The sequence below is a fragment of the Salegentibacter lacus genome, assembly GCF_020164555.1.
Taxonomy (GTDB): Bacteria; Bacteroidota; Bacteroidia; order Flavobacteriales; family Flavobacteriaceae; genus Salegentibacter; species Salegentibacter lacus.
The window spans coordinates 1-22,060 of record NZ_JAIQZB010000009.1 but is presented as its reverse complement, the minus strand read 5'-3'; the positions used below and the strand labels follow the sequence as shown (position 1 = coordinate 22,060).

Annotated in this window: 16 protein-coding genes; 7 read left to right on the top strand and 9 right to left on the bottom strand. The window is 37.6% G+C overall.

What is annotated here, in order from left to right:
• Nucleotides 1-56: 56 nt before the first annotated feature.
• The gene (locus LB465_RS08710; protein WP_224469366.1) at nt 57-1,088 is read left to right on the top strand and encodes a DUF6807 family protein; all 1,032 of its coding nucleotides are present in this window, start codon (nt 57-59) and stop codon (nt 1,086-1,088) included.
• A gap of 46 nt (nt 1,089-1,134) precedes the next feature.
• On the opposite strand, the gene LB465_RS08705 is transcribed toward LB465_RS08710, so the two are convergent.
• The 9 genes from LB465_RS08705 to LB465_RS08665 form a co-directional block, all read right to left on the bottom strand.
• Nucleotides 1,135-2,214, bottom strand: a complete 1,080-nt coding sequence (locus LB465_RS08705; protein WP_224469364.1) for a sensor histidine kinase — start codon at nt 2,212-2,214, stop codon at nt 1,135-1,137.
• Between the two features lie 399 nt (nt 2,215-2,613).
• Complete coding sequence (locus LB465_RS08700; protein ID WP_224469362.1) at nt 2,614-4,116, bottom strand: hypothetical protein; 1,503 nt, start codon at nt 4,114-4,116, stop codon at nt 2,614-2,616.
• Nucleotides 4,117-4,434: 318 nt separating this feature from the next.
• Nucleotides 4,435-5,196: a DeoR/GlpR family DNA-binding transcription regulator gene (locus tag LB465_RS08695; RefSeq protein ID WP_224469360.1), complete on the bottom strand. Its 762-nt coding sequence runs from the start codon at nt 5,194-5,196 to the stop codon at nt 4,435-4,437.
• Between the two features lie 38 nt (nt 5,197-5,234).
• Nucleotides 5,235-6,644 (bottom strand): Gfo/Idh/MocA family protein, encoded by a 1,410-nt coding sequence (locus LB465_RS08690; RefSeq protein WP_224469358.1) that lies wholly within the window; start codon nt 6,642-6,644, stop codon nt 5,235-5,237.
• A 21-nt stretch (nt 6,645-6,665) separates the two neighbouring features.
• Nucleotides 6,666-7,652, bottom strand: a complete 987-nt coding sequence (locus LB465_RS08685; RefSeq protein ID WP_224469356.1) for an amidohydrolase family protein — start codon at nt 7,650-7,652, stop codon at nt 6,666-6,668.
• A 46-nt stretch (nt 7,653-7,698) separates the two neighbouring features.
• Nucleotides 7,699-8,538: a class II fructose-bisphosphate aldolase gene (locus tag LB465_RS08680; protein ID WP_224469354.1), complete on the bottom strand. Its 840-nt coding sequence runs from the start codon at nt 8,536-8,538 to the stop codon at nt 7,699-7,701.
• Complete coding sequence (locus LB465_RS08675; protein WP_224469351.1) at nt 8,522-9,475, bottom strand: carbohydrate kinase family protein; 954 nt, start codon at nt 9,473-9,475, stop codon at nt 8,522-8,524. Before LB465_RS08675 ends, LB465_RS08680 begins: the two co-directional genes overlap by 17 nt.
• The gene (locus tag LB465_RS08670; protein WP_224469349.1) at nt 9,472-10,386 is read right to left on the bottom strand and encodes a 1-phosphofructokinase family hexose kinase; all 915 of its coding nucleotides are present in this window, start codon (nt 10,384-10,386) and stop codon (nt 9,472-9,474) included. Before LB465_RS08670 ends, LB465_RS08675 begins: the two co-directional genes overlap by 4 nt.
• The gene (locus LB465_RS08665) at nt 10,364-11,527 is read right to left on the bottom strand and encodes an SIS domain-containing protein (protein WP_224469347.1); all 1,164 of its coding nucleotides are present in this window, start codon (nt 11,525-11,527) and stop codon (nt 10,364-10,366) included. The genes LB465_RS08670 and LB465_RS08665 overlap by 23 nt, the downstream gene beginning before the upstream one ends.
• A gap of 485 nt (nt 11,528-12,012) precedes the next feature.
• On the opposite strand from LB465_RS08665, the gene LB465_RS08660 reads away from it, so the two are divergent.
• The 6 genes from LB465_RS08660 (at nt 12,013) to LB465_RS08635 (ending at nt 21,875) form a co-directional block, all read left to right on the top strand.
• On the top strand, nt 12,013-15,018 hold the full coding sequence (locus LB465_RS08660) for a SusC/RagA family TonB-linked outer membrane protein (RefSeq protein ID WP_224469345.1): 3,006 nt from the start codon (nt 12,013-12,015) through the stop codon (nt 15,016-15,018).
• A 12-nt stretch (nt 15,019-15,030) separates the two neighbouring features.
• Nucleotides 15,031-16,725: a RagB/SusD family nutrient uptake outer membrane protein gene (locus LB465_RS08655; RefSeq protein WP_224469342.1), complete on the top strand. Its 1,695-nt coding sequence runs from the start codon at nt 15,031-15,033 to the stop codon at nt 16,723-16,725.
• A gap of 183 nt (nt 16,726-16,908) precedes the next feature.
• Nucleotides 16,909-18,702 carry a DUF3472 domain-containing protein gene (locus LB465_RS08650; protein WP_224469340.1) on the top strand — a complete coding sequence of 598 codons (1,794 nt, stop codon included), beginning with the start codon at nt 16,909-16,911 and terminating at the stop codon, nt 18,700-18,702.
• Nucleotides 18,703-18,896: 194 nt separating this feature from the next.
• Nucleotides 18,897-19,829 carry an NAD-dependent epimerase/dehydratase family protein gene (locus LB465_RS08645; RefSeq protein ID WP_224469338.1) on the top strand — a complete coding sequence of 311 codons (933 nt, stop codon included), beginning with the start codon at nt 18,897-18,899 and terminating at the stop codon, nt 19,827-19,829.
• Nucleotides 19,826-20,638 carry an endonuclease/exonuclease/phosphatase family protein gene (locus LB465_RS08640; protein ID WP_224469336.1) on the top strand — a complete coding sequence of 271 codons (813 nt, stop codon included), beginning with the start codon at nt 19,826-19,828 and terminating at the stop codon, nt 20,636-20,638. The genes LB465_RS08645 and LB465_RS08640 overlap by 4 nt, the downstream gene beginning before the upstream one ends.
• Nucleotides 20,631-21,875 carry a sugar MFS transporter gene (locus tag LB465_RS08635; RefSeq protein WP_224469334.1) on the top strand — a complete coding sequence of 415 codons (1,245 nt, stop codon included), beginning with the start codon at nt 20,631-20,633 and terminating at the stop codon, nt 21,873-21,875. The genes LB465_RS08640 and LB465_RS08635 overlap by 8 nt, the downstream gene beginning before the upstream one ends.
• The last annotated feature ends 185 nt before the right edge of the window (nt 21,876-22,060 follow it).

Here is a 22,060-nt window from a genome sequence, read left to right as displayed (position 1 = left end):
TAAAGATATCGCTAGATCAATATTTGTGATTGGCAGGTTTTTAGTATTTTTCAAGTATGGGTCTATTTCACCATTTTATATTTTGGCACAAACCCGGGCATTCAGCACAAGTAGTTAATCATCGCCCTGGATTCGGCCAGTTTTTGTGTCCCGCATTTTGCGGGTTTCAGATTATCAAAAGAGTTTGTTGTATACTGGCTTTGCTAAGCTTTCAACAGCAATTATTCTCCCAGGAACTGGAATTTAAGAAGGATAAAAAGGGCGTGCTTTTGCTGGAGGATGATAAGCCCCGGTATTTTTACCAGGAGAAAACCAAAAGCCTGGATGGCAAATACGCAAGGGCAAATTATGTGCATCCTTTATATAGCAATAACGGGGAAATTATTACTGAAGATTTTCCTGAAGACCACTTACACCACCACGGTATTTTTTGGTCGTGGCACCAATTATATGCTGAAGGAAAACGCGTGGGAGATCCCTGGTTAAGTGAAGATATTTCGTGGCAGGCCGAAGTTACAGAAACCACTATAAAAGGGAAATCTGCCATTTTAAAAGCTGAAATTTACTGGTATGGCGCAGCAGATAAAAAACCGGTTTTAAAGGAAAACCTGGAGCTGGTTTACGAACGATTTAACCCGGAAACCTATGCCCTGACTTTTAAAATAAAGCTTACCGCTTTAAAAGGTGGAGTCTCTATTGGAGGATCTGAAGATCCCAAAGGATACGGCGGATTTTCACCCAGGTTAAAACTCCCTGAAGATGTGATTTTTGAATCTACAAACGGAGCTGTAATTCCGCAAAACCTACCGGTACAGGCCGGCCCGTGGATGAACCTAAAAGGCAGTTTTGATAATTTGGGCAAAATTACAGGAATTGTGATTATGGGCGAACCCGAAGAACTCCCAAATTACCAGGGTTGGATCTTAAGAAGCGCCAACAGTATGCAAAATATGGCATTTCCCGGGCGCGGGCCTATAGCTATTAAAAAAGGAGAAAATCTACGGTTTCGAAATCAAATCCTGGTGCATCAGCATTTAAGTATTGAAGAAATTGAGGAGTATTATATGCGGTTTCGGGAAGGTGGGTAAGCTTTCGGGGGATAACAAAATTGAAAATGCTGAAATTAAAAGTTTTTCAACCTTTAAAAATTAGAGTAAAGGTAGTTCCAACTCCTGTTTTGCTTACAACTTCAATATCACCCCCTAAGCTATTCATATAACTTTTTACCAGATATAGTCCAATCCCTTTGCTGTCTTTATGATCAGTAAACACCTGGTTTAATTCAAATAACTTGCTTTTATTTTTTTCCATATCGAAACCAATTCCGTTATCTGAAAATAGAATTTGAGAACCGACTTCATTCTTTCTGGAAATAATGGAGATTATGGGTGGAATTCCCGGTTTTGCATATTTTATAGAATTGGTAATAAGATTAAGAAAAATGCTGTGCAAGTAAAATTTATTCACCTGGAGAAATTCAATTTCAGAAAAGTCAATCTCAAAGCTGGTCCCGGTCTCTTCTATCAAGGAGCGAAGAGAATCTACAATGGTTTGACTCACCTCTCTTAAATTCACCGGCTCCAAACTGGGTTTTAATAAACGGTTTTCTTTAAGGTTATCAACCTGATTATTTAAAGTGTCTTTTAACTTATAAATCGATTTTTCTAAAAGCTCAAGACACATTAGATTTTCTTCATCTTGAATTTTAGAGCGATCTAATAAATTAACAAGCGAAATCAGGTTGTTTACTGGGGATCTTAAATCGTGAGCCGTGGTATAGCTTAATTGTGTTAATCCTGAATTTTTTGACGTGAGGTATTTTATTCGGAATTGACGATCTTCTTCCAGTTTTTTAAGATGGGTGATGTTTTTTGAAATTGCGTAAATCAGTTCTTTTTCCGGCATCGGAATAGAGGTCCAGGTGAGCCATACAATTTCTCCAGATTTCGTGAGATAACGGTTCTGGAAGTGCAACAAGGGTATTCCTTCCAAAATTTTAGCCCGCGTTTCCGCTGTATTTTGCCTATCCTCGGGATGTACAAAATGGCTAATGGGATTTGCGAATATTTCTTCCCGGGTATAACCCATTAATTTAATAAAAGCCGGATTTATTTTCCTGAAATATCCATCATACCCAGCGATACATAAGTAATCCTGGGATTGTGAAAAGAAAGGTTCCAGGTCAAGTTCGGTTTCTATATCGTTAAGTTCCATTGTAGGTTTGGGATTCCTACGTAAAAGTAAGGAAAAAATTAAGGTATTTTGTAATAAAATCCTGGTTTGAAGTCATATTAAGGGATCGTATTTCCCAATTATTAGATGCTAACAACATCAGGTCTATTGCTTCTTATGTCACTAAATACGTTACTAAGAGTAACGCCAAATTTAAATGTCAGGTTTGGAACTGTGCTAAGCGTATTTCAGAACGCTACACAGACTTTTATACTACTACGGAGTTTACGGACAATTTTACACGCCTAAATTCGGTTATAAAAGAGTTTGAAGTCAAAGATCATATAGATCAGCCCTTTCTTCAAATTAAAATGATTGATTAAATAGAAACACTTTACCGATTTATAAGAGATTAGATGATAAAAACAAATCACTATATATTTAGTATTTTCTTTTAGAGCTAAAATCCGCAACAAAAAGACTAATGAGGAAAATTCCAAGTAAAGATTCACTTATTTTTAATATAGGATAAGCCCCTTCCAAATTTTCATAATCAAAATTTCCAATAAAGTTTTGTGCATTCTGAATAAAACTGGGTGTAATGTTGTTCACATCAAATAAAAGAAAATCTATTGATGCGAAAATCAATATTAGAATTATACTACTCCGGATAATCCAGAATGGTTTTTCTCCGAATCCTCTTATTAGGTAGTCTAAAACTAAACCTAAAACAATCACATAATTCCTGATAAGTAAGAGAAAATATTTTGGGGTCAGAAGTAATTTAGTTTTATAGAATACCAATTTCAAGAAATCGATAGTTGCTTCAAAGTTACTATACTCTTTACTCCAAAATTTATATCTGTTCAAGGCGAAACTGGTCGAAAACGCGACGTTATTTTTTCTAGGAATTTTTTTGCGATAATAACCAAAGAAATCCAGCCTTCTTAAAATGTGAGCTTTTCTTTCTTTAAAATAAAATGATCCTGCACTACTAAAATCACCCTGAGAGGCATAAATCCTTTTTATGTTTTGGAATTCTTCCTCTTCATTTTTCTTATAAACAAAATTACAATCTTTAACATTTAACGATTTGTAATGTTGGAAGAAAGGTGTGTTAGCGACTTTCCATCTATAAATTTCAGAATTGGAAATATTTTCAATTTTATGAGATTGACTCCAAATTCTACAATTTTCTAAACTCCAAAAAGTAAGAATACAATTCTCTACATTGAAACCCAGGATTGAAGAATTATATGCGTGAATTTCACTAATTCTAGAGTTTTCTATTGTTAATTCATCTGCTGAACAAAAATTTAATTTTAATGGATTATGAGAGGTACACTTGTTTAAATGTAAACGGTCTAATGACAAAAATTCGAAATTCTTTATTTCAGGATTTTCCCAACTATTGAAGCCAGAAATATTTATATTTTCCAATTTAATATCTCCTATTTTCACTAAAGGCAGCGAAGTACTTACATTTGCACCATTTTTAACCTCAGATATACTTTGACCCCATAGATCACCACCATAACTTCTATTTTTAGGAATGTGATTTTTTTGACGAATCCATTTGAAATAAGGAATTATTTCATTGGAGCAACTGAAGTTACCATATCGTTCTATATTATCATTATAATATCTTACTGTCGATTTGTATCCAATTATTCTCTGTTCTCTTCCATTACCAAAGTCATCAAAATCAATAATGAACAAATTTGAAGGATTACCTTTTAAAAATCTTGCGGGTCCAAAATAAATTAAATCATCAGTTAAAACTTTTTGATCGTTTTGCCAATCTGAAAAGTGTGGGAGTTTTTCATTTAAGAAGGCAACTATCCTGGGGAAATCATATTTTCTTCTCCATTCATTGAATTCCGATATAGAGAACTGCCATAGTTGTTTTGGAGAAATATTCGGAAGTTGCTCCCAGTCTTTCATATTTTACAGGCTTTATTGTTAGGCGCCATGAATTATAATTTAACAAACATATACATTATATCTTAATTAATTATTCTAAAAGCATTCCGCCCCTCTTTCCGCCCCTGCAATAAAAAAAGCCCCACAAACGTACTGCTCATAGGGCTTTATAGGCATTAAAAGTGGTCCCGCCCAGGCTCGAGCCAGGGACCTTTGATATAAGAAGAATTATAAAATAGCCATAACCATCTATTATGGTCTTGATACCAAAAAATAAACTGAAACTAGTAACGAAAAGAATAAATAATGCTTTTTAACTAATTTAATTTAGAAAAATTACTAGGATGCAATTACCACCTCTACATTATGCTGAAGAAGCATTTCCCGATCTTTATCTTCTATATTTTCATCCGTAATTACTTTATCTATTTTATCAAAACCTTCTATAAATGCAAGACCAGTTTTCTTGAATTTAGATGAATCAGCTACAACAATAACTTCTTCCGCTATGTTGATCATTATCTGGTTCAGGTACGCTTCCTCCATATGATGGGTAAAAACGCCAACTCCCGAACGAATTCCATCAACTCCCAAAAAAAGCTTATTACAATACAGTTGCCTTAAATTTCTTTCAGCCATTGGCCCCACCAGGGACATTGAAAATTCTTTTAGATATCCTCCTGGCATATAAACCTGTAAATTTTTGAATTTCGATAGGTTATTCACAATATCCAGGGCATTACTAATCACTGTTATTTCTTCAAAATCTCCCAAATTACTGGAAATCTCAAAAGTAGTGGTTCCAGAATCGAGGATTATGGAATCATTTTCATTTATTAAGGTAACGGCTTTCTTTCCTATTAAACGTTTAGCTTGCAGATTTATACTCTTTTTTTCGGAAACCGCTAAAGCCAGGTTATTTGTCTTAAATGCTCCACCATGAGCGCGAACAAGAAGCTTATTTTTCTCTAAATTACCAAGATCATTTCTAATTGTAACCTCACTAACGTTCATTCTTTGACTAAGGTCGGTCACATTTACCTGGCCTAGCTCATCCAATACTTCTAAAATCTTCGATCTTCTTTGTGCTGCTTTTTTCATTAAATATTGTTAATTCTCAAAAGATCCAAGATATAAAATTATCCGTTCATAATAACTTTAGTTGTGCCTCCACCTGCTAAAGATAGATCTACAGGTTTATTTTCTCTCCAGGCTCCATTTGTAAAATCTGGAATATTAACAGATTGGGCTCTATTGTTTGTTGACATTTCAGAAAGTGGAAATATAGAACTCCATAAAGCAGCATCATATACATCCTGGTCTAATGGCAAACCATTTCTCAAACAATCAATTAACCTCCAGTCCATTATAAAATCCATACCGCCGTGACCTCCAATTTTTTTAGCCATAGCACCTACTTTCTTAACAATTTCTGGAGTATATTCTTCTTCTAATTTCTTCATTTCTTTCTCATCCAGCCAGGAGTGACCTTTTGCAATTTTTCCCGGTGTTGGCCATTTCCTGGCAAAAGCTTCAGTCCCACTAATTAAATGAATTCTTGAATAGGGTCTTGGTGAGCTCACATCGTGCTGAATCATAATAGTTTTGCCCTTTTTAGTTTTTACGGTAGTGGTATTTATATTTCCACGGAAATCTTTACCTACAAATTCATCGTAAAAATCATCTTCTGCTGCCAATTCTTTAGCTTTAGGTCCCATACTAAAATCGGCGCTGGAAATAGAAGTAAGGTAATCCATCTGGTCACCCCTGTTTATGTTCATTGTCTGGCAAATTGGACCAAGCCCATGAGTTGGATATAAATTTCCATTATGTGCAGCATTTTCTCTTAATCTCCACATATCCTGGTATCCATTTTTATCAAAATTAAGAGATAAAAGATTATGTATATAGGCACCTTCTCCGTGAATAATTTCACCAAAATATCCCTGTCTTGCCATATTTAAGGTCAAAAGCTCGAAGAAATCGTAGCAACAATTTTCCAGCATCATACAATGTTTCCTTGTACGCTCTGAAGTTTCTACAAGTTGCCAGCATTCATCTATGGTTTTTGCGGCTGGCACCTCTACAGCGGCGTGTTTTCCAGCTTCCATAGCATAAACTGCCATTGGAGTATGCCATTCCCAGGGGGTCGCTATATAAATTAGATCCAGATCTTCCCTATCTACCATTTCTTTCCAAATTTCTTCACTGCCAGAATAGGTTTCGGGATTATGCGGCGTATCGGCCAGCATTTTTTGGATCTTTTGAACTTCTTTTTCTCTAAGATCACAAATGGCTTTTATTTCAACACCTTCAATCTTACTCATTCTGTTTACCGCGCCAGGTCCACGCATTCCTAGTCCAATAAAACCAATACGAACCGTTTCCAGCTTTGGAGCTGCATAGCCAGACATATTAAAATGTTGCGGCACTCCAACTAAATCTCTAATCTGATCTTCTTCAGATTTAAAACTCATCAAGCCTCCACTAACTAATCCCAGGCCTCCCAGCCCCGTTAACCTTAAAAAATCCCTTCTATTATTTTTCATAATTTATAGTTTGTAAGTTATTTAAATATTGAACTGGTAAATTTTAGCTGCGTTGGTATAAAATATTTTCTCTATCACCTCTTTAGGTAAGTTGAGTGACTTAAACGCTCCTTTAAATTCCGGAGCAGTTAAGGTTTTATCTGAAGCGAAAAAATCGTAATGAAAATTCCATAAAGTTTCAAACTTTTCAGCAATTTGGTGGGCAGGAATACTTCCATCATCAATTACATCTGTACCATAAATAATTCTATCCTGGTACTTGATGCAAAAATCTCTCACTGCCTCCCAATTATCTTTTGCCTGTAATTGCAGGTGGCATACTCTTTCTGCAACATCGGTATGAGTGTTTGGAAAATCTTCTAATCTTTTAGCAACTTCGTCAATACTCCATTCCATACTGAATAAATGCAGTCCTATATACCTGATTTCAGGGAACTTTTTTAGCATATTATCTCTGGCTTGCATTTGTTCCTCATAGCTGGGATAATCCGTCTGCAAATACATATGATATTCTGGATGACCCTTAAAATAATTACGATCTGAATCTACGGTCATTTCCTCAAGTGGTAGCCAACAGTTTCGGGGCTCACCCTGGTGCCCAATTAAAAGAATATCGTTCTCCTGAATAAACTTAAAAATTGGCTCAAAAATGGGATTATCTATCATTACAAAATTGCCGTTTTCATCGTGGTAATCAAACCCAACATCTTTCCATATTTTTACGCCAACAGCCCCGTTTCGAAGTCCTCTTTTAATTTGAGCAATAGCATTTTCGGCAAAATCTTTTTCACCCCATTTTCTAAAATCAAAACTGGTAATATACTGTACGCGACCAGGGTATTTTTCTTGTAATTTTAAAATCACCTTTTCCTGATCTTCTAAACTTTCAAAAAAAGGAATATTAGTATTTATGGATAGAAATTTAGTATCATATTCCAGTGCTTTTTCCATTTTTTCCTCGGTAAGAGTATTTAAATGAACGTGCGCATCAATAAATTTAGATAACATATTTTCTCTTTTTTATTATTAAGGTTCCTCACTGGAACGTCCTTATCTAGGCAACTTCTGTAAACTTGTTGTTCTTTACAATTTCCAGCTTAGTTTTTACTAGCCTGGTGATCTCTCCCGTGGCTACTGGAAAGACTTTTCTCAAATCTATTTCTTCATTATCCCGAAGTTGTTGTTGTAAAGTTTTCATAAAAATATTCTTGATCTCTGTAGCAAGATTCACTTTACAAATTCCTCGGGAAATTGCTGCTTGTAATTGTTTTGCGGGTACACCCGAACCGCCATGCAGCACTAGCGTTGAAGAACAGGTGTTAGCAATATCAGACAATAGGTCCAGTTGAAGTTCTGGTTCGCTTTTATAGAAGCCATGTGCGGTACCAATAGCGACTGCCAGGGCATCTATACCTGTTTCTTCTACAAATCTTTTTGCTTCTTCTGGCTGGGTAAATCCCTGGCTCTCGTGAGACTGACCTAATTTTGCCACATATCCTAATTCTGCCTCAACGTGAGCACCATATTTCCTGGCTCTTTTTACAACTTCAGCAGTAATTTTCACATTTTCTTCAAAAGGTAGTTCACTGCCATCTATCATCACAGAATCAAAACCCGCATCCAGGCAGCGTTGTGCTAGTTCTACAGAGCCTCCATGATCCAGGTGAATCCAGCCTTCTACACCAAATTCTTTTAAACCGGCCCTTCCTAAAGCTACGGCTGTATCCAGCCCCATATAATCTATAGAACTCTGGGTTAGCTGAAGAATCAAAGGTTCATTTAAATCTGCTGCTGCCCGCAAGACTCCACGTAAAGTTTCTAAATTATAGAAATTAGTAGCTAAAAGGCCTCTATTTTGACTGGTAAAGGATTGAAGTTTATTTTTTAGTTTCATTTTGTGATCCTATTAGTTCGGTATTAGATTTTATGTATTCTGAATTTAAAAATGCGTTTATACCACCCGGTTTTGTAGTACTGTGTGCACCTATGAGATTGGCATAACTACCGCATTCCTCCAGGGAGGCTGCTTCTAAAAATTTTTTAATAAAACCTGCGTTAAAAGAATCGCCGGCTCCTATTGCATCTACAAAATCATCTACAACATAAGGAAGACAATCAATTTTAGTATTCCCCTGTATTATCCTGCTCCCTTTATCTCCTAATTTTAATGCTAGTATATTAGCGTAATCCTTTATTTCTCTAAGTGCAGCGTCAATATTTTCTTCTCTCGTTAAAGCTTTTAATTCGGCCTCATTTGGCAGAAAAATATCTACATAAGGTAGACAGGTCTTGTAATTAAAGTCCCATTTGTTTTCAGGATCTACCTGGAGATCCAGTGAGGTGGTTAAACCATTCTCTTTAGCGGTTTTGAAGATCTTAACAATGTCTTTTTTTAGGCTTTTTTGCAAAAACAGATTAGATAGATGAAAATGATCAAAATTTGATATTTGGCTCCAGGGAATATCATCAAAAGACATTTTCTCCATGGCCCCACAGTAGGTAACATTGGCTCTATCCTGAGCATAATTTAATACTATGGTCATCCCTGTTTTATGTGTGGAAGAAACCTTTATATTATTTATATCTACCTGTTGCTTTTGAAGATTCTTTAAAATAAAATGTCCAAATTCATCATCTCCGATTAATCCGCAGAAGCTAGTATCAATCCCCAATTTTGAAATATTAGAAGCCATTATAGCCGAAGAACTTCCCATGGTAAAGTCCATTTTATCAGCAATAATCTCTGAACCTACTTGCGGAAAACCCTGGATATCATTTAAAATAATATCTATATTGAGTTCTCCTACTATCAATAATTTCTTCGATTTCATACTACTTTCTTTATACTTATCTTTCCTAAGAGCTCAAGAACATCATCCCGTTTAATCATCCCCAAATCTTCGTTGATGCAATTTGCGGCTCCACAAGCCACACCCCAGGAGGCTATTTCTTCAATTTTCATTTGTTTAGTCACGGCATACGCGATACCGGCAGTTAAACAATCTCCGCTACCTACGGTACTAATAGGATTATTTATAGTGGTATTCGCCGCTATAATTTCACCTTTATAATAAAGCAACAACCCATCCTTACCTTTGGTTAGTGCTATGAGTTCAATTTGTTTAAACTGTTTTGCAATCTTTGAAATATCTATTGTCCCAAAATTTGCTAAAGCTTCATGTTCATTAAGGTGAATTCCAAAACAGCCTTCTTTTACAATAGCATCCAGTTGAGCTCCCCCAACATCTACAATGCATTTCTTTTGCTTCTGCTTAGCAATTTTTATCAATTGCGCATAGGCATCCTTAGGTGCTTTTGCCGGCCACGAACCAGACATGCATACCAGGGCGGTATCTTTTAGCACAGAGGAAAATTTTTTCCTGAATTCTTCGTATTCTTCTTCAGAGAGTTCTGGACCGGGTTCAAGAATTTCGGTATTATTAATTTCTTCGGAAGCAGATCTAAAGGTATAGCACTTGCGATTATTGCCTTCAATAGAGATTCCCGAAATTTTGAGTCCGTTTTCCTTAGAAGCTTCTTTGATCCAAGCACCATTGCTACCGGCCCAAATTCCGAATAATTCAGCTGTGCCATCCAATTCCTTGATAGCATGAGCAACGTGTACTCCTTTCCCTCCCGGGAAATCCTGTAATTTAGCCATTCGGTTAACTTCACCTATTTGAAAATTGCTAAACCACGCGTAGCTATCTATAGAAGGATTAGGGCAAATATTCAAGATCACTTTCTTTAGTTTTAGAACGTTCATAAATATGCACTCCTTCTACTACCCGGCTAATAGCTCCAGAAACAGATGGGTTATCTGGGTTTAAGCCCATACGCATAGAGGTGTAATAGCCTAATAATTGCCCGATAAGTGTAGCCGAAACTATATGAAACTCATCTTGATTAGAAAGATCGAGATCTAATGAAAAAATAGAATTGAATTCCCTGGCGGTTTTGCCCAAACTAATGGTTCTTATCCTTCGTTTATCCTGGGCAATAGAAATGGCTAAATCCCGCTCATACTTAAAAACGTGAGCGTTTGATGCAAATAAGTAAACAATTAAAGTATCTTCATTTATCACAGCCCTTGGCCCGTGTCTAAATCCAAGGAATGAATCGTGTTTACAAATAATTTTCCCATCGGTTAATTCCTGCAATTTTAAGTGACATTCCCTGGCAATACCAAGCATTGGCCCGGAACCCAGAAAAACCACACGCTCAGCCTGCAGTTCTGCCAGATCTTTAAAATCTTCTTTATGCACTAAAATCTTCTTTCCCTGTGAAATAAGTATTTCTGTATTTTTTTTCTTTTCCTTTATAGTAGCTTCTTTAAATATTAATAAAATTGAAAGAAGCATAGAGGTAAAACTCCCCGTCATGGCAAGACTTTTATCATTAGCTTCTTCCGGAAGCAAAAAAGCAAAACTTCGACTTTTATTATTTTTGGAGTAATTAAAGAGTTTCCCTTCTTTATTGCAGGTAATAATTAAATGATACACCTTATCGCAATATTCATCTGCCAGTTTCACCGCCTCCACACTCTCCGGGCTATTTCCAGATCTCGCAAAAGACACTAAAAGAATAGGTGTTTTTTGTTGAAGGCACATTTGGTGATGGGTAACAAGATCTGTGGTGGCTATTGCCTTGGTATTGCATTTAGTATATTGCTGCACCAAACCCTGAGCAGCCTCTCCCACAAAAGCAGAAGACCCAGCCCCTGTTAGTACTATTTGAATATTTTCCTGTTGAAGAATATTCTTCAAAAACTCATCCACCTGATGGGATAAATTTTTATATAGATGAAATGTAGCTTCCCAGAGATCTGGTTGGCCATCTATTTCTTTTTGAGTATAATCATTAAAATTTGTGATTTTCTTCATCTTAAGTAGGTTATAAATATGACTGTATTACTTCACATCTTAGCACTCCCCTGGATAATAAACTGCTAAAAAAGCCTTCAAAAATTATCATAAACAAATTTTGTTTTTCAAATAAAACGAAATATTACGAAATAAAAAAATCTTCATTTGAAAATTTTTAAGATTATATTAAATAAAAAGTTTTTTTACTATTAATTTGATATACCTGTTAAGCCTTCAACTACTTAACTATAATTAAACACTGATTTACGTTCAGTGCCCGCACTTAAAGAGTTTTAGGAGAAGTACTCATTATTATCAGTATTGCTCCATAGTTTTAGCATACTTCATAAGACCTATTTACAATCATCAAGAAATAAAATTATTTTTTGAAAATTTTTTGTTAAATAAATAATATTAATATATTAGCAAAAGGTTTCGAAAGTTTTTATTTTGTTTTTACTGATAAACCAGACTATTTTCTAACACTAAACGTAATTTATCTTATGAAAAAATTATCAGCATGTATTTTATTACTTCTATTGCTGCACCTAAATGCTTATTCGCAAGAAAGCATAACGGTTACAGGTACTGTAGTAGACACTGAAACAGGAATTCCCGTACCTAGTGCTAATGTTATTGAAAAAGGCACTACGAATGGAGTTTTAACAAACTTTGACGGTGAATTTACCATTGAGGTTCCAGAAGATGCAATCCTAGAAGTGTCATACCTTGGTTATGCTACTCAGGAAATAGAAGTTAATGGCCAAACCGAAATCGATATCATTTTAGAGCAGGACGCAGATGCTCTGGATGAAGTTGTAGTGGTTGGTTACGGCTCACAGAAAAGAGAAAGTTTAACGGGATCCCTGCAAACCGTGGAAGGAGATGAACTCAGGGATATCACAACACCTTCGGTTGAAAATATGCTAAATGGTAAAGCGGCAGGAGTGTATGTGGCTCCGGGATCTGGACAACCGGGATCCAGAGGAAGCGTGGTAATACGTGGACAGGCGACTTTAAGCGGAACAACTAGTCCATTATGGGTTATTGACGGGGTTATAGTAGGATCAGGACCGGGAGAATTAAACCCGGATGACATCGAAACTATGACTGTCTTAAAAGACGCTGCTTCAACTGCCATATACGGTTCACAGGGCGCTAACGGGGTTGTTGTAGTGACCACGAAGAGGGCTAAACTGGGAAAGACAACAATAAGTGCCTCTTCTAATATAGGTTTTAACGAATTGAATAACGGTAATTTGGAAATGATGAACGGAGCCGAATTATATGATTATTACGCTTCGTTTGAAAACGCCGATCAAATTTCGTTTCCCCGGTGGAACGAGGAATTACGTAACAGCAATTTCGATTGGTGGGATCTAGCCACCACAACCGGGTTTACACAAAATTACAATGTTTCTGTTCAGGGTGGTTCTGAAACGCTTAGGTCCTATATGTCTGTAGGCTTGTATGATGAGCAGGGCGCTGTTAAGGGCTATGATTATACCCGCTACAATTTCCGCTTCAGAACTGAATATAAACCTACTGATTGGTTGACTATAAAGCCATCAATAAATGGTTCGCTTCGAGATGTGGAAGATCGGCAGTATTCTACAACGGCTATGTACTCCAACTTTCCCTGGGACAGCCCTTATGATGAAGACGGAAATTTAGAACCTCATCGTTCTAGCAATTGGGTAAATAGTGCCAGCACGAATTATCTGTATGATCTTCAATGGAATCATTCCTCAAATAAAAACTATGAGTTTATGGGGAATATGGATTTTGATATTGAATTGACGGATTGGTTAACATTTTCTTCGGTCAACAACTACCGCTATAACAGCTATAAATCAAAAGGCTATACCGACCCGCGTTCTAATGGAGGTCAGAGTGTTAATGGACGAATAACCGATTATCGATCGGAATCCACACGCAGATACACCAACCAAATCTTACGATTCGATCAAAGTTGGGGCAAGCATGAACTCAACGGGATCCTTGCTTATGAATTTAATGACTACCGCGGTGAGACCCTTGATGCCTATGGAACCGGATTTATACCGGGCTTTGAGGTTTTAGATGTTGTATCTGTACCGGAACGAACCAGAGGAGGTATTAGTGAATGGGCTGTACAATCGGGTCTTTTCAATGCAAATTACTCGTATGACACTAAATACCTTGCACAGGTCTCTTTTCGTAGGGACGGCGCATCTAATTTCGGTGATAATGCCAAATATGGAAATTTCTACTCGATTAGTGGAGGATGGAATATCCACAAAGAAAATTGGTTTAATGCAGACTGGGTAGATGCATTAAAGCTACGGGTTGCGTACGGTTCTGTAGGAAACCGTCCAAGCTCTCTTTACCCGCAATACGATCTTTATTCGATCTCAACTAATGCAAGTTACAATGAGAACCCAGGCGCATTAATTAGTCAGATAGGAAACGATGACCTAACCTGGGAAAAAACGTTTACCAGCGGCGTAGGATTTGACGCAAGATTTCTTAATGACCGTGCAAGGCTAACTCTTGATTATTATGAAAAGAATACTGAAAATATTCTGTATCGAGTTCCCATTACGGGATTAACAGGTGTGACCAGCATTTGGCAAAACATTGGGGAAATGGAAAACAAAGGAATTGAAATTGCCATTGGCGGTGATATAATCCGAAACGAAGATCTAACCTGGAGTGTAGATCTAAATTTAGGACATAATGTAAATAAACTGACAAAACTCTACGAAACAAAAGATGCCAGCGGAAATTATACAGTAAGACCTATTATCATAAGTGACGGTCTGGGAATTGCCGGTTCTGCACAAAGAATGTTAGAACCCGGAAGGCCTATAGACACCTATTACTTAAAAGAGTGGGCTGGTGTGGACCCCGAGAATGGAGCACCATTGTGGTACAACGTGGAAAGGGATGATCAAGGAAATGAAATATCAAGAACTACTACTTCCAACTACTCAGAAGCAACTTTCGAAAAAACAGGAAGAGTATCTCCTGATGTCTTCGGTGGATTTTCTACAGGATTCTCTTACAAAAAGTTTGACCTGGACGCTATGTTCGGTTATGCCCTAGGCGGCAAAATTTATAACTATTCCCGTCAGGAATACGATTCTGACGGAACATACACCGATCGTAACCAAATGAAACTTAGACCCGAATGGAGCCGATGGGAACAACCGGGGGATATAGCCACCCATCCAATCGCTAAGTATAATAATCCCGATCAAGGTAATGCTACCTCTACAAGATTTCTAGAAGATGGTGATTTCCTAAAACTACGCTCCCTAAGCCTTGGTTATAACATTGACCTAAGCCAGTTTGCTATAAGTAACGCACGTATTTCCTTAACCGGTGAAAACCTATTCGTTATAACAGATTATTCTGGAGTAGACCCTGAAATCCCAGCCAGTAATGGTGCAGTAATGGGGTCTACTGGACCTGGAGTTTACCCTTCAACACGTAAATTTATGCTAGGACTTAACTTAACATTTTAATTAAAATATATCATGAAAAAAATACTCATAGCCTTTTTGGCCACAACAGTACTTTTAGCCTGCGATATCGACCGTCTACCACAAGGAAGCCTGGATTCCGAGACCATTGTCAATGATCCCGATGCTTCCCTTGAATCCCTACTTAACGGGATGTACGCCCAGTTAAAAAGCTGGTCAGATCCTATGCACCGCATGGGTGAATATGCAGGCGATAATATGATGATTCGTGGTTCATCTACAGATGCGTTCTACGAATTTATATCATATTCTCGTACACCAAACAATTATCGCCTAACACAATTCTGGGACTCAGGCTATAAAGCCATTGCTCAGGCCTCAAATATCATTGATATGATTGAAGAGGGACAAAGTGAGGAGATTGATAATAACCTGGGGGAAGCTTACTACGTTCGGGGAATGATGTACTTTCACTTAACCCGTGCGTTTGGGCGTCCTTATTATCAAAATCCTCAAACGAACCTTGGGGTCCCTATTGTTAACGGTACTCCTGATGATGTAATCAATCTGGAGCTTGAAGATCGTGCTACCGTAGAGGAAAGTTACCAACAAGCTATTACTGATCTAAAAAAAGCTGAGGAGTTGCTTACAATAGAGAAAGAATCAATTTACGCCACAAAAGAAGCAGCACAAGCTATGTTATCCCGGGTTTACCTTTTTATGAGTGGCACCTATGAATCTCCTAATACTGAATATGCTCAGCTTGCTGTAGATTACGCAAACGAAGTGATCGGTTCCGGGAAGTATTCGTTATTGCCAAGGGAGGAATTTATGGAATATAACACCTTTATTCCCGAGAATAATTCAGAAACCATATTCGCAATAAAACGGGTTGCCTCAGAATTTTCAGGATTTGACCACTATTATGGTGTTGGAGGAATGTATGCCAATATAGGCGGTATGGGATGGGGAGAAATGTACGCCAGTGCAAAGTATATAGATTTACTAGACGAAACTGGGCGCAATGACTGGCGCCCGGATAGCTACAATATGGTGGATGCTCGTGCAGCCTTTATCCAACCAACTTATGACAATAGCGCCTCTGAAGTGTTCCGCTTTATTAAAGAAGATGGCGACGATTTAAACTATGTCCAGGCAGAGATAAATCGTAGCGGCAACACCATAATCGCAGAGGACGATACAGGTTCCTTTACGCTCACTCCTGTTGATGCTGATCAGGAAATTTATTCCATCCAATATAGTGATGGGAAGACCTATACAGGTGTGATAGACAACTATATTTCACTAAACCGGGTATACCCACAATTCTACATTACAAAAGCTTCTCTTGAAGGAGAAGAAACTCACTTACATTCTCCAGTCATCAGTCGTTTAGGTGAAATTTACCTGAACCGTGCGGAAGCTTATGCTAAACTTGGTAATTACAGCGCAGCACTTGACGATCTAAATACGATCAGGGAGCGTTCAATTGTAGATGGAGGTTATAACTCCCTAGATGTTTCCAACGCCAGCGAACGAATTGATAAAGAACGTCAACTTGAACTTGCTTACCAGGCAGAACGAAGTTATGATGTTTTCCGTAATGGAAAAGCGTTGACACGGGAATATCCAGGGCCACACAACCAAAATGAGGTCATCCCAGCTACTGACTTCCGCGTGTTGTTTTATATTCCGCAGGATGCCATTAATTCATATCCAGGTACCCTGACGCAAAATCCAACGCAGTAAATAAAAGTAGTTGGAGAAATTTAGCTATCACACCGTTAAACTTAATACATCTAAAGAAGTTAGAGTTTTACAGATGAAAAAGTAGAATTAGCCAATCTCTTTGCTTCAATAAAAGAAGTCCCGTTGGAAATGTTTCCAACGAGACTTCTTTCATTAAAATCCAAAATCCTTATAATCTCATCTATGAAAGCTGAAAAATCAACGCATTTTTTGCTAAGTTTTCTTTTCGGAATATTTCTTTTTTCATCCTGTTCTGCAGAACAGGAATCAGAAAATAAAGAATTAAAAGACTTAGAACTTAATATAAAAATTCCACCCGGCGGTAATACCTGGGTGGTTAATGACATCCCGGCTAACGATGATGTTATATCAGATAGCGGCATTCATAACTGGACCGATCTTGACCAACAGTTAGAAACCTATTTTAAACTAAATACCACCGGAAGTTTAAATGTTGGCTTAGAGATAAAAGTACCCGAGGGCACTTCAACAATAAAAGTTAGTCTTGGTGCCGAAACCAAAGAAATAGACGTTACCAATACCGAGTATGCAATTATTCCGGTAGGCGTTTTTGATATCACTGCTGCCGGCTACCACACTATTAGTATACAGGGTGTTGAAAAACAAACAGATTATATTGGAGACATCAATAATGTTTATATAGGCGGTGAAGCTACTTCCAACGGGGTTACTATGGTTGGGGACGATTTCTACTGGGGAAGAAGAGGACCTTCGGTACACCTATCTTACGAGATGCCTGCCGATAAGGATATACAATGGGTTTACAACGAAGTTACCGTGCCGGAAGGCGAAGATAAAATAGGATCTTATTTTATGTCTAATGGTTTTGGACAGGGTTACTTTGGAATGCAGGTAAATTCAGCTACAGAAAGAAGAATTTTATTCTCAGTATGGAGCCCTTATGAAACCCAAAATCCCGATGAAATTCCAGAAGATTACAAAATAATTCTGTTAGGAAATGGCGCCGATGTTTACATAGGCGAATTTGGGAACGAGGGATCTGGTGGCCAGAGCTATCTAAAATATAACTGGGAAGCCGGCAACACTTATAAATTTTTACTGAAAGGTGAACCTTCTGAAAATAATTCTACCGACTATACGGCATATTTCTATGCCCCAGAAGTAGGTGAATGGCAATTAATAGCTAGCTTTAGAAGACCGCACACTTCTACTTATCTTACTAATTTTCATTCATTTTTAGAGAATTTTTCTACTCGCCACGGTTTTCAGGAAAGAAAAGCACATTACGACAACCAATGGCTTAGGGATATCGATGGCAATTGGATAGAGTCTACAAAAGCTACTTTTACTGCAGACGCTACTGCAAGATCTGGCAACAGGATGGATTATGCCGGAGGGCTGGAGGAAGGTAAATTCTTCCTAAAAAACGGTGGCTTCTTTTCAAACCATACGCCAATTGATTCGGAGTTTGAAAGAAATCCTAATGGGGAAGTTCCGAACATAGATTTCTCCAGCCTGGAAACTCCTACAGTCCAGGTTCCAGAGGAAGAAGAAGCAGAAGAATATTACGACAAAACAGATTGGGAAGTAATAGATTTTAGTTCTGAAGCTGCGCAAGGGGAAGCAGAAAATGGATTAGCCTCTCTAATTTTAGACAATGATCCCGAAACCTACTGGCACTCTTGTTGGACCGGTTGCGAATCAGACCAGGCTTACCCGCATTTTCTTACCCTAGATCTTAAATCTGATTATGAGGTTAATGGTATTACATTTCATCAACGAAATGGATCAAGAAAAATAAAAGAATTAGAAATTCTATATAGCACAGATGGGGAAAACTGGAACTCTTTAGGCGATTTTGTTCTTGAAAATTCTGAGGCCCCTCAAAATATTAACCTGGGTGAAGCTGTTTCAATGAATTATATTAAAATAATTGCAAATAGTGCACATGACGGCCAGGCGTTTGCCGCTTTGGCCGAGGTTGATTTGTTTTAAACCATGTTTTTTAAGTTTGTTTAGTTTTACCATTGAAATATCGGGATGTTTTTATCCCGATATTTTTTTAAATATAACTGGCAAGCTCTACACAGCTGGGTTTTCTAAAAAATGCTACCCTTTAAAAAGAAATTACACTTAAACAGCTTCAGAAATACAAAAACCCTTAATTCAAAATTATACGAATACCCGATATGGAAAAAATATTAATTACGGGCGCAGCAGGACAATTAGGAGTTGAACTTACCAATGCCCTTATTTCAAAATATGGAGCAAATAATATCCTGGCAAGTGATATCAATGCAAAGTCTGCCGAAAAATTTCAGTCAATTAAATTTATACCCTTAGATGCAACAGATACTAAACGAATTGCAGAGATCGTAGCATCTGAGCATATTACCCAGATATATCATTTAGCTGCTATCCTTTCAGCAAAAGGCGAAGATAATCCGCTTTTTACCTGGGAATTAAATATGAAAAGCCTTTTAGGAGTTTTAGAAGCGGCAAAAAATTACAACCTTAAAGTTTTCTGGCCATCTTCTATTGCCGTTTTTGGAAAAGATACTCCTCGCGAAAACACCCCACAAAACCCGCCTGCGATTCCTAGTACTGTATATGGAATCTCTAAACAGGCAGGTGAACAATGGTGTAATTATTACGCCGAAAAGTTTAATGTAGATATAAGAAGTGTCCGCTATCCTGGCTTAATATCTTATTCTGCTCCACCCGGTGGCGGCACTACAGATTATGCCGTTGAAATTTTCTACGAAGCAAAAGAGAAAAATGAATACAATTGTTTTCTTAAAGCAGATACCCGATTACCAATGATGTATATGCCGGATGCAGTAAGAGCTGCAATAGAGCTAATGTCTGCCCCCGCCTCTAGAATAAAAACCCGCACCTCTTACAATGTTGCTGGAGTAAGTTTTACTCCTGATGAACTAACCAAAGAATTAAAAGGACACCTTCCGGAATTCAAAATTTCTTATACACCAGATTTCCGACAAAAAATTGCAGATAGTTGGCCAACAAGCATAAATGACCAGGTTGCTAAAACCGAATGGGAATGGACTCCTAAATATAACCTTGCAAGAATAACCGAGGACATGCTAAAGAACATAAAATGAAAAAAAGAAAAAACATATTAACCTTACTCCTAATTACGTTTATCATAAATCCGAATTTCGGTCAGGAGAAAGAGTCACCAATCTTGATTCGTGTGCTTAGTTTTAATATCCTTCATGGAGCAACTGCAGAAAACAATCTTAATTTAGATCCTATAGCGAATATAATCAATGAAACAAAACCAGATTTAGTTGCTCTTCAAGAGGTAGACTTTAAAACTGCACGAGTAAATAATCGTGATATTCTTAGTGAACTAGCCGTTAAAACGGGATTAACTTCGGTTTTTATAAAAGCTATGAATTATGACGGAGGAGAATACGGAGAAGGTTTATTATCACGTACTTCATTTATCAAAACCGAGAACATAAGTCTCCCTCATTCTCCTAAAAATGAACCCAAGACAGCAGGGTTTACCACATTGGTACTAGCTTCAGGTGATACTATAAACTTCATAGGTACTCATTTAGATCATCTCCCTGATGGAATAGACCGAATGCAACAGGCCAAAGTTTTGCAGAAATTTACATCAAGATTAAAATATCCTACAATACTGGCGGGTGACCTTAATGATACACCAGGTAGTCCCTCCATTAATCTATTAGAAAAAAGTTGGGGGTCTTCATACAATAAACAAGACCCCGTACCAACCTATCCATCAATTGAGCCCAAAGTTAAAATTGACTATATTTTATTTTACCCTAAACATAAGTGGAAGGTGCATAAAACTGAAGTAATCTCTGACTCTCTTGCCTCTGACCACAATGCGATCTTAAGTATTTTAGAATTAAAAAAAACTAAAAATAATGACTAAAGAAACAAACAAGTCCATAATAATCATTGGAGTTTTATTCTTCATTTTTGGCTTCGTTACATGGTTAAACTCCGTCTTAATTCCTTATCTCAAAACGGCTAGTCAGCTCAACAATTTCGAATCATACTTGGTTGCTTTTGCTTCGTACATTTCCTATTTAGTGATGGCCATACCTTCGGCCTGGGTTTTAAAAAAGACAGGATTTAAAAAGGGGATGTCTCTTGGCCTGGTGGTTATGGCCATTGGGGCTTTAGTATTTGTTCCTGCCGCTATGGTTAGAAATTATGCGTTTTTTCTATTCGGCTTATTTGTACAAGGCACCGGCCTGGCCTTATTACAGTCTGCTGCTAATCCCTATATTACTATTCTTGGTCCTATTGAAAGCGCTGCAAAACGGATAAGCATTATGGGAATTTGCAACAAATTGGCCGGTGCGCTCGCCCCCATTGTATTTGGAGCGATTCTGTTGAAAAATATGGACCAATTAGAAGCGAGACTTACAACAATGAATGCCGCGGAAAAAGCAGCCGAGCTCGATGCGCTTTCCGCCCGGGTAATAACCCCTTATATTATTATGGCCGTAATCCTTTGCGGACTTGCCGTTCTAATTTACTATTCTTCCCTACCTGAGATTGAAACCGATGCGGAAGATGAAACTGTTGCCGCGGCCAATAAAAATAAAACCAGCGTTTTACAATTCCCAAATTTATTGTTAGGTACCTTAGCAATGTTCTTATATGTAGGAGTAGAAGTGATTGCCGGGGATACTGTAATCAGCTACGCACGCGATGGACATGGGATTCCTACCGATGTAGCAAAATTCTTCACTACCTATACACTTATTGCAATGATAGTAGGCTACCTGATTGGAACAGTCACCATTCCCAAATATATAAGTCAACAGAAGGCATTACAGCTCTCTGGGATGCTGGGTATTGCTCTTGGCCTGATCGCTATTTATACTGAAGGCTATGTTTCCGTACTAAGTATTTCTTTGTTAGGGTTGGCCAACGCCCTGGTATTTCCGGCAATATGGCCGCTGGCGCTGCATGGTTTAGGAAGGTTTACTAAAATAGGATCTTCTTTTCTAATTATGGCACTAGCCGGTGGAGCTATTTTACCACTTATCTACGGATATTTAGCCGATACTTTTGATCCTCAATCGGCCTACTGGATAGTAATTCCAAGTTATCTATATATCTGGTTTTTCGCAGTAAAAGGTCATAAAATAAAATAGGCATTTTTAATTAAGAAACATTAGTGTCCGGTTAAAACACGATTTTTAATAAAAGTAACCATTGGCCCCAATACAAACGTTATTTTTCTTTTAAACCCTATAGCAAGGGGGGTGTGCTTCAAAATAGGGTTAATTGTTTATCTGGTGGTTTCGTGGTCAGCTCCTTCCATTTTTTGTTTGGATCT

Excerpts from the sequence above, each read along its gene's own strand:
- LB465_RS08690 (WP_224469358.1), bottom strand. The coding sequence starts at position 6,644 with ATGAAAAATAATAGAAGGGATTTTTTAAGGTTAACGGGGCTGGGAGGC.
- LB465_RS08705 (WP_224469364.1), bottom strand. The coding sequence starts at position 2,214 with ATGGAACTTAACGATATAGAAACCGAACTTGACCTGGAACCTTTCTTT.
- LB465_RS08685 (WP_224469356.1), bottom strand. The coding sequence starts at position 7,652 with ATGTTATCTAAATTTATTGATGCGCACGTTCATTTAAATACTCTTACC.
- LB465_RS08680 (WP_224469354.1), bottom strand. The coding sequence starts at position 8,538 with ATGAAACTAAAAAATAAACTTCAATCCTTTACCAGTCAAAATAGAGGC.
- LB465_RS08675 (WP_224469351.1), bottom strand. The coding sequence starts at position 9,475 with ATGAAATCGAAGAAATTATTGATAGTAGGAGAACTCAATATAGATATT.
- LB465_RS08695 (WP_224469360.1), bottom strand. The coding sequence starts at position 5,196 with ATGAAAAAAGCAGCACAAAGAAGATCGAAGATTTTAGAAGTATTGGAT.
- LB465_RS08645 (WP_224469338.1), top strand. The coding sequence starts at position 18,897 with ATGGAAAAAATATTAATTACGGGCGCAGCAGGACAATTAGGAGTTGAA.
- LB465_RS08700 (WP_224469362.1), bottom strand. The coding sequence starts at position 4,116 with ATGAAAGACTGGGAGCAACTTCCGAATATTTCTCCAAAACAACTATGG.
- LB465_RS08710 (WP_224469366.1), top strand. The coding sequence starts at position 57 with ATGGGTCTATTTCACCATTTTATATTTTGGCACAAACCCGGGCATTCA.
- LB465_RS08650 (WP_224469340.1), top strand. The coding sequence starts at position 16,909 with ATGAAAGCTGAAAAATCAACGCATTTTTTGCTAAGTTTTCTTTTCGGA.
- LB465_RS08660 (WP_224469345.1), top strand. The coding sequence starts at position 12,013 with ATGAAAAAATTATCAGCATGTATTTTATTACTTCTATTGCTGCACCTA.
- LB465_RS08655 (WP_224469342.1), top strand. The coding sequence starts at position 15,031 with ATGAAAAAAATACTCATAGCCTTTTTGGCCACAACAGTACTTTTAGCC.
- LB465_RS08640 (WP_224469336.1), top strand. The coding sequence starts at position 19,826 with ATGAAAAAAAGAAAAAACATATTAACCTTACTCCTAATTACGTTTATC.
- LB465_RS08665 (WP_224469347.1), bottom strand. The coding sequence starts at position 11,527 with ATGAAGAAAATCACAAATTTTAATGATTATACTCAAAAAGAAATAGAT.
- LB465_RS08635 (WP_224469334.1), top strand. The coding sequence starts at position 20,631 with ATGACTAAAGAAACAAACAAGTCCATAATAATCATTGGAGTTTTATTC.